We start from the raw sequence: 13,052 nt of genomic DNA, 5'->3' as shown, positions 1-13,052 counted from the left end.
AATGACACACGCACACGAATCAAATACGAAAAGAATCTGGTATGTATTTTTCATACTTTCTATCATCACAATAGTTGAGGTAGCATTCGGGATTATAAGACCTGATGCATTAGAGTCACATATTCTTGGGATGAAAATCCTTAACTGGATATTTATCATACTTACCATCGTTAAGGCCTATTATATTACTTGGGCATTTATGCACATGGAAGGTGAGACAGCTTCTATGAGGTGGAGTGTGGTCTTACCGCTGATTATATTAATTCCCTATTTGATCTTTATCATTTTGGTTGAGGGTGACTATAACCACGAGGTCCTCAAGCATGGCTTTCAGGCCTGGGATTTCTAATACTTTAACAATACTTTAAAGGCGGTTTAAGACCGTCTTTTTTATTTTTGTAGAATTGATATTGAAGTGACGCCAAATGAAGAAATATATTGTTATTAGTGTATTGTTAATTCTTCCCATAGCAGTGTATCTGTTTTTCTCCTCAGGGGTAAATAACTTTGGAAGGTTACCAGTTTTAAGCCCTCAGGTAGCAGAATTGGTGAATTTGGAGGATCACAATGGTAACCAAGTTCAGTTTAAGGATCAAATCACCGTGCTCACTTTTTTGGGAAGTGAAATCGGTTCCCATAAATTAAATGCTTTTAATTTAAATCAAAAGATTTATAAGCGATTTAATGGGTTCAAGGACTTTCACATGATTGTATTGCTCCCTGAGACTGCAAGAAAGCAAGTAGATACCATACGTAACGAGCTCGGAAGTTTTACTGATATTGCAAATTGGCATTTCGTCTATGGGTCGGAGGATACTATCAAAGAGGTGTTTAATAGCTTAAACTCTCCTTATACCTTAGATGAAACCTTATATACCCCTTATGCATTTATTATAGATAAGGCTGCTGCCTTAAGAGGCCGTAAGAAGGATAAAGACACTGAAGAACCACTTTATGGTTATGATGCCACCTCTGTGGCTGTCCTACATCACAAAATGGTTGATGATGTTAAGGTGATGCTTGCAGAATATAGACTTGCTCTAAGAAAGAATGGGAATGGTAGTAGTAGAGAGTCATATCTCAAAATGCCAAACAAAAAAGACTCTAAATAAACGAAATTAGTGTATTGTGAAAAATAAATCTTACATAATAGTTGGCTTTGTGATCCTTGTGTTTGGGATCTATTTTGTTCCTAAAATTGTGAGTCGTATTCAGAATGGAACTGTGGTGGATCTCGACAGGCATGCCATAGGAAAGGAGACTGCTTCAAGTGAAAGTTTGGTGGAAATTGGTAAGGTTCCTCATTTTGAATTTGTGAACCAGAATAATGATACCATATCAAATGACAACTATAAGGATAAGGTGTATTTGGTGGAGTTTTTCTTTACCAGTTGCCCTTCTATTTGTCCAGTGATGAACTCCAACTTGGTCAAGCTTCAGAATGCCTTTAGGAAATCCAAAGATTTCGGTATCGCTTCATTCACCATAGACCCTAGTCACGATACACCCGAGGTTTTAAAAGCCTATGCTGACAAGTATGGGGTTAGAAATCCGAATTGGAACATGATGACTGGGGATTTGAAAACGATTTATAAGCTCGCCAATACAGGTTTTAATTTATACGCGGGTGTTAATCCTAATGCCGAAGGTGGATTTGAACATTCCGGATTCTTTGCCTTGGTCGATAAAAAAGGATATATACGGTCTCGCATAGACAATTTCGGAAATCCAATTGTTTACTATGATGGTACTTCGGATAGTGGAATTAAGATGTTGGAACAGGATGTTAGACTGCTTTTAAACCAAGAGTAATGAGTGAGATGATAAGTGCGGAGAAGCGATATAAGAAGTGGATTGTGGCTTTTTCAGTTGCCATTCCATTGCTGGTGGCTATTTTGTTTGGGGTGAAAATTCCAAATGCTGAGCCTTTGACTTTTTTGCCTCCTATTTACGCGACTATTAATGGTTGTACAGCCGTATTATTAGTTGCTGCTTTTTTTTCTATTAAGTCTGGCAATATGAAGATACATCAACTCTTGATGAAAACTTGTATTGGATTATCCGTTGCCTTTTTGGCGATGTATGTGGCCTACCACATGACCTCAGACTCTACACCCTTTGGTGGAACTGGATGGGTTAGGAGTGTGTATTTCTTTATTTTGATTTCACATATTTTATTATCTATCGTAATCATTCCTTTGGTTCTGATTACCTTTGTTAGGGGACTATTTGGGGATTATAAAAGACATGCGAAGATCGCCAGGTATACCTTTCCATTATGGTTGTATGTGGCTGTTAGTGGAGTCGTTGTGTATCTAATGATTTCACCGTATTACGTCAATTAGTTTTAAAATAAAAAAATTATGAATAGGTTTAGAACGCTGTATGTTATTTTATTGCTTTTGTTGGTTCCCGAGTTTATGTCAGCCCAATGTGCTATGTGTAGAGCAGCCTTGGAGAGTGGTGGTGGTGAGGAATTGGCTAGAGGAGTGAATAATGGTATTATGTATTTGATGGCCGTCCCCTATGTTCTATTAGCTGTAATTGGGTTCTTTATCTTTAAGCGGATGAAGTAATTCAGGAGCTTATCGCGTTGAATTTCAACTAGCTTTATTGCATTTTGAAGAAGAATTAAAGCATCCCCTTGCCTTTTAACAAATATTTTACATTTTTGATGTAACAAAAGAAGGACTTGGTGGTCTTATAGGTGTATCTATAACACGAGAAGTCTTTTTTATTGAAGACATCTCAACCAAAACTATAGAAAACCTAACCATCATGATCGAAATAAAAGACCTTCATAAGTCTTACCACATGGGGAGTAATTCCTTACATGTTCTAAAGGGGATAAATTTTAATGTCAAGGAAGGAGAGCTTGTAGCTATTATGGGTTCATCTGGTTCTGGTAAATCTACCTTACTAAATATCTTAGGAATGTTAGATAGTTTGGATGAAGGAGAATATATACTAGATGGTGTTCCTATTAAAGACCTTAATGAAACTAAGGCCGCAAACTATCGCAATAAATTCCTGGGATTTATCTTTCAATCATTTAATCTTATTAATTATAAGTCTGCCTGGGAAAATGTCGCCTTGCCTTTATACTATCAAGGAGTTAACAGGAAAGAGAGGAAGGGACGTGCAGTAAAGCACTTGGCTTCTGTAGGACTTGAACCTTGGATAGATCATCTGCCCAGTGAATTATCGGGGGGACAAAAACAACGGGTGGCAATTGCTAGAGCCCTTGCTGCTGAACCCAAAGTGATGTTAGCAGATGAGCCAACAGGTGCTTTGGATAGTAAAACTTCCTACGAGGTTATGGATTTGATTCAAAAGATCAACGATCAAGGAAAAACCATTCTCGTGGTGACTCACGAAGAAGATATCGCTCATATGTGTAAACGTATCGTACATCTAAAAGATGGGCTTATCGTTGAAGATACTTTAGTAAACCAAGTAAGAGCTTCCGAGCATGTTTAGTAGAGATCTTTGGTCAGAAATACTTCACAGTATTCGCAGTAATAAGCTTCGGACATTCCTTACCGGCTTTTCGGTAGCCTGGGGTATTTTTATTTTGGTGCTGCTCCTGGCTTCAGTTGATGGTCTGAAAAATGGCTTTATGAAGCAATTTGGGGATGACGCCACCAATTCCATAATTATCTTCCCGAGTACCACTACAAAACCATTTGGCGGCTTTGAAAAAGGACGAAGGATTCAATTGGAAAATGAAGATGTAGATTTTATTAAAGGTAGTTTTCCTGGCTATTACCAGTACATATCTCCACGTCTTTCCAAGAGTGTAGACGCACGATATCTTTCTGAAAGAGGTAACTATTCCGTAAATGCGGTCAATCCTGAGCATATATTTATTGAAAAAGTCTCCATAGATAAAGGTCGTTTTATCAATGGTAATGATATGGTAAACACATCCAAAGTGGTAGTTATTGGAACTGTGTGTGCTGAAGAATTATTCAAAGAAGAGGATCCTATCGGAAAGAATTTAGTTTTAAATGGCTTATCGTATAGAGTTGTTGGCGTATTCTCTGATGATGGGAATGAACGCTCAGAGAGAAATATGTATGCACCCATTACGACCTTTCAACGGCTGTATAGTAATACCACTAATGTAGATCGAATTTCATTGACCTACAATCCCGAGTTCAATTATGCTGAAGCCATTAACTTTTCGGATATTCTTGAAAAGTCATTAAAGAGGCGACTGATTATAGACCCTGAAGATCAGGGCGCGATCTATATCAATAATTATGCAGAAGGTTTTGCTGATGTGGCAAACTTTACCACGATGTTGTCCATGATTAGTATCGCTATTGGAATGCTAATTCTGATCGCTGGAATCGTAGGTATAGGAAATATCTTGGTTTTTATAATCAAGGAACGCACCAAGGAAATTGGAGTAAGAAAAGCATTAGGAGCTAAGCCGTTTGATGTCATTAAACTGGTTCTGATGGAATCTGTCATTATCACCTCTATATCCGGGCTCGGTGGAATGCTCTTCGCTATGGGAGTGGTTTCATTAATATCTCCTTTGGTTGATGCACCCGCCTTTTCGAACCCTTCGGTGGATAATGTGACAGTGATTACCTCAACCATTGTGCTGATTGTGGCCGGCTTACTGGCGGGCTTGATTCCAGCGGTAAAGGCAGCGAGAGTAAAACCTATTGTAGCACTTAGAGCAGATTAATTATGGGACTATTTGATAAAGATCTTTGGAGTGAAGTGTTGAGTACACTAACCAAAAATATGCTCAGAACCATTCTGACTACCCTAGGTGTGATTTTTGCGATCATCATTTTGATCCTTTTACTTGGGGCTACAACTGGAATGTCTAATGGGTTTAATAAAATATTTGCAGGAACTGCTGCCAATAGTATGTTTATGTGGAGTCAATCGACTTCCATGGCTTATGGTGGATTTGAGAGGGGCAGACATATTGATTTCACCTTGGAAGATGTTGAGATGATCAAGCGACAGGTGGATGAAGTGGAACTGATATCTCCTAGAATTCAGTTGGGTGATTTTGGCGGATCGTCTATTGTAATGCGCAATGGTCAAACGAGCGGTTCTTCCGTCTATGGAGATTATCCAACTATTGACCAGGTGTCTAAAAAACGAATAGTCGAAGGTCGATTTTTGAATCAAAATGATATGGATCAGGCTAAAAAGGTCTGTGTCATTGGAGTGGATACTTATAAGTTACTTTTTAAAAAAGGAGAAAAAGCAATTGGAAAAACCATACAAATTAATGGAATCTACTTCTCGGTAATTGGTATTTTCAAGAAGAATGACAATATTAATTTTGAAGGTGAAAATGCTGTGTTTGTACCTTTTTCAACCTTTCAACGTGCCTTCAATACTGGAGATAAAATTGGATGGATGGCAATTTTGGTTGATGCAGATAAACAAGTATCTGTTGCTGAGACCAAAATTAAGACACTATTGAAACAAAAATATAAAGTACATCCTGATGATATCCGTGCCTTTGGATCCTTTGATTTATCAGAGATTTTTAAGGGAATTAACGCCTTTACGATGGTCTTGCAGGGCTTCGCCTTCTTTGTTGGTATTTTTACCTTACTCGCTGGAGTTATTGCTGTGAGTAATATCCTTCTGATAACAGTAAAGGAACGAACCAATGAAATAGGAGTACGCCGTGCATTAGGAGCTACACCAAAGGTAATTAAAAGACAAATCATCCTAGAATCCATTGTTTTAACCAGTTTTGCGGGGCTCATAGGATTTGTGATTTCAGTAGCTTTATTGCACTTGCTGGATTACAAGTTTGGATCTTCTACGGAATTTCCATTTACCAATCCCACCGTGGGTATCGGGCAGATCGTGATTTCATTTGTACTAATGATCGGCCTGAGCATGTTAATAGGATTAATACCGGCAAATAGAGCCGTCAAAATAAAACCAATAGAAGCATTAAGAGAGGAATAAATAACTACAACCATGAAGAAAATTTTTAAATACGTTTTAATCGCAATAGGAGTTCTTTTAGTTTTATATGCGGTTGCCAGAGTGTTAAAAACTAATAGTAAGCCTGCAGTCACCTTTGACACGGCCGCTGCAAAAGAGGAAACCATTACCAATCGCGTATTGGCTACCGGAAAAGTAATACCTGAGGACGAGGTACTTATTAAACCACAGATTTCTGGGATTATTGAAGAGATCCTAGTAGAAGAAGGAGATCAATTGAAGTCCGGAGATCTTATTGCGACTATTAAAGTAGTTCCAAATGAACAATCTCTTGTAAGTGCCAGAGGACGTGTAAGAAATGCTGAGATTTCCCTTGGTAATGCTCAGATAGAATACGATAGAAACAAAACATTATTTGATAAGGGTGTGGTTGCTAGTCAGGACTTTTTAGCCATCGAATTACAATACAAACAAGCTAAACAAGAGTTGGAAAACGCTAGGAATGATTATCAAATTATTCGAGTAGGTTCAGCAGGTGGTTCCACGACAGCGAACACAAATATTAGAGCCACAGTTAATGGTACTGTTTTGGAAATTCCGGTTAAGGAAGGGGATCAGGTTATCGAGGCTAATAATTTTAACGATGGAACTTCCATTGCCACTATTGCAGACATGTCTAAAATGATTTTTGAAGGACAAGTCGATGAGGCAGAAGTAGAGAAGTTGGAAATCGGAATGCCTATCAGTATTAAATTAGGTGCAATGCAATCTGAAGAATTCGATGCGAAACTCAAATTTATCGCTCCAAAAGGTGTTGAGGACCAAGGAGCTGTACAGTTTAACATAGAAGCAAATATTGAAATACCTGACAGTGTGTTTATCCGTGCCGGGTATAGTGCCAACGCATCCATTATACTTGAAAAGAAAGAGAATGTTTTGGCCATCAAAGAAGCTTGGTTACAATTCGATAAGGAAACTGAAAAACCTTATGTTGAAGTAGAAGTAGGCGAAAACGAGTATGAGCGAAGAGATTTGGAATTAGGAGTTTCTGATGGTATTAATGTGGAGATCTTATCTGGAATAACCGAATCTGACAAGATCAAGGTTTGGAATAAAACAGAACCTATGGAGAGCACTAAAGAAACAAATAACTCTTAAGTGAAACACAACTAAGATAATATTTATGAAATTTAGAATAGTATTAGTAGCCACTTTGGCCATGGCCTTTAGCCATGCACAGGATAAAAAATTATGGACCTTAGAGGAATGTGTTCGGTATGCTGAAGAACACAACCTTACCATTCAGCAGGCAGAACTTGACATGGAGAATGCGATCATTGATAAATCGGATGCTATAGGTAACTTTATTCCCAGCATAAATGCTCAGGCGTCTGCTTCTTCAAGTACTGGTTATTCTATTGATCCAACAACCAATGGTTTCGTGAATCAAAAGTTTTTTAATGTTACCCCTTCTATTTCATCTTCTTTGACCTTATTTGATGGTTTGCGTAATTTTCACCAATTGAATCGGGCAAAACTCTATGCTTTATCGGTTCAGTATCAATCTGATGATATTAGAGACGATATTCGCTTGGCAGTGGCTAATGCTTATCTTCAGATTTTATCTAACAGAGAGACACTGAAGGTTTTCCAGGCACAATACAAGTCTACCCAACAAGATCTAGAGCGTACCAATGAACTTGTGGAAAATGGAGTGCTCCCAAAAGGTGATTTACTTGAGATTCAAGCTACAGCTGCGAATCAAGAGCAACAAATAGTAGCGGCGGACAACAGTGTTTTGATTTCTAGAATTAGCCTTGCTCAATTGTTGCAAATAACAGACTACCAGAATTTTGATGTAGTCGATCAAGGGTATATGATACCAGATGATGCCATCTTGGAGGTTCCTTTGAGTGAGATTTATGATAAAGCCACTACGGTGATGAATAGTATTAAAGTTTCGCAATCTAAGGTAGACTTGGCTGAAAAAGATCTCGACATTTCAATAGGAGCACGATATCCTACCTTATCTGCATTTTTCCAATACAACACCAGGTATTCTGATAATGCGACTTATCCTGGTTTCCAGGATCCTAATACTGGACAATATATTCCTGGAGAAAAAATTGGCTTTGTAGATCAGTTATGGATTCAAGATGGAATATCCTATGGAGTACAGATCAATATCCCGATATTAAATGGATTCAATGTCAGCAATAATATCAAAAGAAATAAAATTTTAGTGGAGCGTGCTAAGTTACAACTGCAGCAAGATCAGTTACAATTGGAGACTGATGTAAGTCAGGCTTATGTTGATGTACAAGGATCCTTTAAAAGTTATCAGGCTGCGGACAAAACCGTAGAGGCAAGACGTACTGCATACCAATATGCACAAGAACGTTATAATGTTGGTTTGATGAACAGTTTTGATTACTCTCAAGCCCAAGCAAGATTAGATGACGCTGAGGCTAGCTTGATTCAAGCCAAGTACAATTATATATTCCGTTTAAAGCTCCTACAGTTTTATTATGGAATTCCTTTGGAACAATGGTAGAAAGTCAGCTACTTTTGCAGTATGGCGATACTATTACATATTGAAACTTCCACCACGAACTGTTCCGTTAGCATAAGTAATAAGTCTAAGGTGGTTGCTCTGGTGGAGCAAAACGATGCAGGCTATAGTCATGCCGAGAATTTACATTTGTTTATTATAGAGGCACTTAAAACTGCTGGATTGAAAACTTCAGATCTGGATGCAATTTCAGTGAGCAAGGGCCCGGGTTCTTATACAGGTTTACGCATTGGTGTTTCAACGGTAAAGGGAATTTGTTTTGCTTTAGATAAGCCACTCATTGCTGTGGATACACTAGAGGTACTGGCAAGACAATATCAACTAGAAAATGAAGATACGTCCTATATCGTACCACTGATTGATGCCAGGCGAATGGAGGTGTATTCGGCGGTGTATAACAGCCGTTATAATCAATTAAGGGCGACTGAAGCAGAAATTATCGACTCCAACTCCTTTGCAGCGTATTTGGATCATGCAAAAGTTTACTTTATAGGTGATGGTGCCGCCAAATGTAAGGGGGTGATTGAACATCAGAATGCCATTTTTCAAGAAAAAGTGCATTATCCATCAGCCAATGAAATGGCTGTGATAGCTGCAGAAAAATACAAAGTAGGCGATTTTGAAAATCTCGCCTACTTTGAACCATTTTATCTAAAAGATTTTGTTGGTGTTAAGGCTAAGCCTTAAGACTCTTTTTGAATTTCAACTTGATGAGGATATGGAATTTCGATCCCTTCCTGGTCGAATCTATGCTTGATGGTTTCTAGAACGTGCCAACGGCAATCCCAGAAATTATCATTAGTCGCCCAATAACGCAAAGAGAGGTTCACGGAGCTGTCAGCAAGCTCCACAACCATAACCGCAGGAGCGGGATCCTTCATAACCTTGTCAAAAGAATTGGCGATATCAAGTAGAACTTCTTTCGCTTTTTTGATATCAGAATCGTAACCAATTCCTGTAATTATATTTTCTCTACGAATGTCTTCTGCACTGTAGTTAACAATATTTTCATTAGAGAGTTTTCCGTTGGGAATAATAGCCAATTGATTTCCGAAAGTGTTTAAAGTCGTATTGATAATTCCAATTTCCTTGACCGTACCTGAGAGTCCTTGGGCTTCTATAAAGTCTCCGACCTTAAAGGGTTTAAATATTAAGATAAGTACACCTCCGGCAAAGTTTGCTAAAGAACCTTGTAATGCCAAACCAACGGCTAAACCGGCAGAAGCAAGTATGGCTGCAAAAGAAGTTGTCTCAACACCCAAGGTGCCGAGCACCACAAGAATTAGAATAATTTTAAACGCCCAATAGAGTAGTGAGGAAAGAAAACCACGAAGGCTTACCTCGTATTTTCTTTTTTCCATTATACGTTTGGCGATTTTGAGAAGCCTTGTAAAAATCAGGTTTCCAATAATCCATAATACTAAAGCCACTACAATTTTCGGTGCAAATTCCTTGGCAACATCATAGGAATACTCTATCCATTTTTCTATGTCCATAAACTATATTTTGAGTTATTCATTCAAAGGTAAATTCAAAATATTGAAAAGAAAAAAGATTAATAAAAATACAGCCGAATGTTAACATTCGGCTGTATTTTAAAATGTATAAATTATAAATCTTTACTTGATTAGTCAATCTCGAAAGTGATTTTCACATTTACTCTATATTGATCGACATCCCCATCCTTTATCGTAACGCTTTGCTCGTTTAGATATACGGATTTGATATTTTTTACAGAGGATGATGCTTTTTTAACGGCATTGCGGGTAGCATCTTCCCAACTTTTACTAGAATTTGCCAATACTTCTATTACTTTTAATACTGCCATGATGTTTTGTTTTAGGATTAATTTCATTATTCTCTTAAATATACTATAAAAATTTTGAATATTATGACATCAAAGGCTTAATCCTAAGTATATTACTCAATTTTTAGCTTTTAAATCTAAGGATGTAGCCTATTCTTGTTAAGAATTCAAGGCTGTATTGCGTTGAATTATCCTACCGAATTGGCCCTAAAAAAGACTTTGTTTTGGTATTCCTTGTCTAATTTCCAAAAAGGTTTAATTTCTTGATAATGGTTTAACAACTTTATTTTAACGGTGATTATAAATTCTTGTAGCAATTTTGTCAAATTAGCTATTTTGTATTTATGGAACAATTCTATGTTTTCATGTTGGCGGCTTTATTTCTTTTAGCCATTGTGGATCTTGTGGTAGGCGTGAGTAATGATGCCGTTAATTTCCTTAATTCTGCGGTGGGTTCAAAGGCCGCATCCTTTAGGACTATTTTGATAGTTGCGAGTTTGGGTGTCGCGGTAGGAGCTGTTTTCTCCTCTGGCTTGATGGAGGTAGCTCGTAAGGGGATTTTTAATCCCTGGCAGTTTACTTTCGATGAAATAATGATCCTCTTTTTAGCCGTGATGATTACTGATGTATTGTTGCTGGATCTTTTTAATTCTTTCGCACTTCCTACCTCTACCACAGTCTCAATAGTCTTTGAACTTTTAGGAGCTTCTATGGCCATATCTGCCATCAAAATATTAAATGCCCATGACACCTTAACTTCCTTGTCATCATCCATTAATTGGGATAAAGTCGTTGAGATCGTTCTAGGTATTTTGCTCTCTGTTTTGCTTGCCTTTTTCATAGGTGCTATCGTACAGTGGTTTTCAAGACTACTGTTCTCATCCGGATTTCAAAAGCAATTTAAGCTAGTAGAACCAATCTTTGGAGGTGTGGCTTTGACCTCCATCAGTTACTTCATTTTGATTAAAGGACTAAAAGGTGTAGCAATTTTTCCAGCATCGTATATGGAATACGCAGATCAGAACGGAGTGCTACTTATTCTGAGTTTGCTCCTGCTCTTCACCATAGTCTCCTTTTTGCTTGCGATCTTTACTAAGATCAACATCCTTAGAGTTATTGTCTTGGCGGGAACATTCGCCTTAGCATTAGCTTTTGCAGGTAATGATCTGGTCAATTTTATAGGCGTTCCAATAGCTGCTTTACAATCCTATGAGTTATGGGAGGCATCGTATCTTCTGGATGGTACACTCCCTAATGATTACACCATGGAAGCCCTTGCAACCAGGGTGAACACACCTTCATATTTGTTAGGTCTCTCGGGATTCATTATGGTAGTTGCGCTCTGGTGGTCCAAAAAGGCACGTTCCGTAATGCAAACGGAAATTGACCTTTCTCGAAGTGGTGCAGTTACTGAAAAATTTGATTCAAATTTTCTTTCTAGAATTATTGTTAGGACTAGTTTAAATATTGGGTACGGTCTGAGGGCTATGATACCTAAGGGTTTGTATAAGCGATTTCAAAATAAACTGGATATCCCAGAAGTAATAACAGCTAATTCTAGAAATGAGCGTGCTTTCGATATGGTTAGGGCCTCAGTGAATTTAATGGTAGCAAGTATTTTAATTTCATGGGCCACTACCATAAAACTACCGCTCTCGACAACCTACGTAACTTTTATGGTTGCCATGGGGTCTTCATTGGCTGATAGAGCTTGGGGTCGGGAGAGTGCTGTGTATAGAGTTGCAGGAGTTCTCAACGTCATAGGAGGGTGGTTTGTCACGGCGCTTCTAGCTTTTGTAGCAAGTGGGGTACTGGCTGTATTAATTTATTACGGCCGTTTGACTGCTGTGGTTATTTTATTATTAGCAACTGCAATATTGCTCACACGAAGTTATATCTCTTATAAGAAGAAGGAGAAAATTAAACATGAGAATTTTAAGATGGAGCGTACCTCATTGATCACTATTAATGAGATTATGGCCGAGAGCTCAGATAATATCTCCAGAGTCATTAAGCAAATATGTTCCCTTTACAGTACTGTGGTTGATAATTTAGGGCTTCAGGATTTGAACAAGCTCAGAAAGACAAAAAAACAGTTTACTAAGCTAGAATCTGAAGTTGATGAACTTAAGGGTGAAATCTTCTATTTTGTAAAATCATTGGATGAGAACTCTGTAAGTGCTAGTAAATTTTACATTCTGATATTGGATTATTTACAAGATATGGTGCAATCCATAGGTTACATTAGAAAAAGTAGTTATGCTCATGTGAATAACAATCATCGAAAATTAAAATTCAACCAAATTCGTGATATGAAACGCATTGAGGGTCGATTGCAAGATTTGTATACGCGTATTGTAGTAGATATTGAGTCGAATGACTTTAAAGACTTAGATCAAATCATTGTAGATAAAAAAGTATTGTTGGATGATGTTTCTGGACTGATTCAAAAACAGGTCGAACGGATTCGAAGTACTGAGACAAGTCCAAAAAACACCAAATTATATTTCAGTCTTCTTTTGGAAACCAAAGATTTAATCGATGCCACCATTAATTTGTTGACCTTGTTTAAGGAGTTCTATCAGGACTATAAGAATATACAACGAATGTAAAGAAGGGTAAAAAAGAAGTTTGGTTATAGACTTTATCTGGAATGATCCAAAGATAAATAGAAGCTGAGAACCTGTCTATAACCAAACTGTTTTATTGTTTTGGAGTATGTCTAATTTCCTA

14 protein-coding genes are annotated in these 13,052 nt (G+C 37.7%); 12 read left to right on the top strand and 2 right to left on the bottom strand.

The window, feature by feature from the left end:
• Window position 1 precedes the first annotated feature (1 nt).
• The 11 genes from ACN0TV_RS09190 to tsaB all read left to right on the top strand — a co-directional run bounded on the left by ACN0TV_RS09190 (window position 2) and on the right by tsaB (window position 9,199).
• Window positions 2-349, top strand: coding sequence for a cytochrome C oxidase subunit IV family protein (locus ACN0TV_RS09190; RefSeq protein ID WP_417362304.1), 348 nt, complete (start codon window positions 2-4; stop codon window positions 347-349).
• Between the two features lie 76 nt (window positions 350-425).
• Window positions 426-1,112, top strand: a complete 687-nt coding sequence (locus ACN0TV_RS09185) for a hypothetical protein (protein WP_417362302.1) — start codon at window positions 426-428, stop codon at window positions 1,110-1,112.
• A gap of 16 nt (window positions 1,113-1,128) precedes the next feature.
• Window positions 1,129-1,812, top strand: coding sequence for an SCO family protein (locus tag ACN0TV_RS09180; protein WP_417362300.1), 684 nt, complete (start codon window positions 1,129-1,131; stop codon window positions 1,810-1,812).
• Complete coding sequence (locus tag ACN0TV_RS09175; RefSeq protein WP_417362298.1) at window positions 1,812-2,345, top strand: DUF420 domain-containing protein; 534 nt, start codon at window positions 1,812-1,814, stop codon at window positions 2,343-2,345. The genes ACN0TV_RS09180 and ACN0TV_RS09175 overlap by 1 nt, the downstream gene beginning before the upstream one ends.
• Before the next feature lie 18 nt (window positions 2,346-2,363).
• Window positions 2,364-2,576, top strand: coding sequence for a hypothetical protein (locus ACN0TV_RS09170; protein WP_417362296.1), 213 nt, complete (start codon window positions 2,364-2,366; stop codon window positions 2,574-2,576).
• A 202-nt stretch (window positions 2,577-2,778) separates the two neighbouring features.
• Window positions 2,779-3,480 carry an ABC transporter ATP-binding protein gene (locus ACN0TV_RS09165; RefSeq protein ID WP_417362294.1) on the top strand — a complete coding sequence of 234 codons (702 nt, stop codon included), beginning with the start codon at window positions 2,779-2,781 and terminating at the stop codon, window positions 3,478-3,480.
• A complete protein-coding gene (locus ACN0TV_RS09160) occupies window positions 3,473-4,702 on the top strand; it encodes an ABC transporter permease (RefSeq protein WP_417362292.1) in 1,230 nt (409 codons plus the stop codon). Before ACN0TV_RS09165 ends, ACN0TV_RS09160 begins: the two co-directional genes overlap by 8 nt.
• A 2-nt stretch (window positions 4,703-4,704) precedes the next feature.
• Window positions 4,705-5,961, top strand: a complete 1,257-nt coding sequence (locus ACN0TV_RS09155) for an ABC transporter permease (protein ID WP_417362290.1) — start codon at window positions 4,705-4,707, stop codon at window positions 5,959-5,961.
• Between the two features lie 12 nt (window positions 5,962-5,973).
• A complete protein-coding gene (locus ACN0TV_RS09150) occupies window positions 5,974-7,098 on the top strand; it encodes an efflux RND transporter periplasmic adaptor subunit (protein WP_417362288.1) in 1,125 nt (374 codons plus the stop codon).
• A 25-nt stretch (window positions 7,099-7,123) separates the two neighbouring features.
• The gene (locus ACN0TV_RS09145; protein ID WP_417362286.1) at window positions 7,124-8,494 is read left to right on the top strand and encodes a TolC family protein; all 1,371 of its coding nucleotides are present in this window, start codon (window positions 7,124-7,126) and stop codon (window positions 8,492-8,494) included.
• A gap of 21 nt (window positions 8,495-8,515) precedes the next feature.
• Window positions 8,516-9,199 carry a tRNA (adenosine(37)-N6)-threonylcarbamoyltransferase complex dimerization subunit type 1 TsaB gene (gene tsaB, locus ACN0TV_RS09140; RefSeq protein WP_417362285.1) on the top strand — a complete coding sequence of 228 codons (684 nt, stop codon included), beginning with the start codon at window positions 8,516-8,518 and terminating at the stop codon, window positions 9,197-9,199.
• Here tsaB and ACN0TV_RS09135 read toward each other — a convergent pair.
• Window positions 9,196-10,008: a mechanosensitive ion channel family protein gene (locus ACN0TV_RS09135; protein ID WP_417362283.1), complete on the bottom strand. Its 813-nt coding sequence runs from the start codon at window positions 10,006-10,008 to the stop codon at window positions 9,196-9,198. The genes tsaB and ACN0TV_RS09135 overlap by 4 nt on opposite strands.
• A 131-nt stretch (window positions 10,009-10,139) precedes the next feature.
• Window positions 10,140-10,340 carry a dodecin family protein gene (locus tag ACN0TV_RS09130; RefSeq protein ID WP_417362281.1) on the bottom strand — a complete coding sequence of 67 codons (201 nt, stop codon included), beginning with the start codon at window positions 10,338-10,340 and terminating at the stop codon, window positions 10,140-10,142.
• 323 nt (window positions 10,341-10,663) lie between these two features.
• Here ACN0TV_RS09130 and ACN0TV_RS09125 point away from each other — a divergent pair, with 323 nt between their 5' ends.
• The gene (locus tag ACN0TV_RS09125; protein ID WP_417362279.1) at window positions 10,664-12,931 is read left to right on the top strand and encodes an anion permease; all 2,268 of its coding nucleotides are present in this window, start codon (window positions 10,664-10,666) and stop codon (window positions 12,929-12,931) included.
• Window positions 12,932-13,052: the final 121 nt, after the last annotated feature.

Origin of the sequence: Galbibacter sp., assembly GCF_048266365.1 — a bacterium.
Lineage (GTDB): Bacteria > Bacteroidota > Bacteroidia > Flavobacteriales > Flavobacteriaceae > Galbibacter.
Note: the sequence above shows the minus strand (reverse complement) of the source record. Positions and strands in the feature narration are given on the sequence as shown.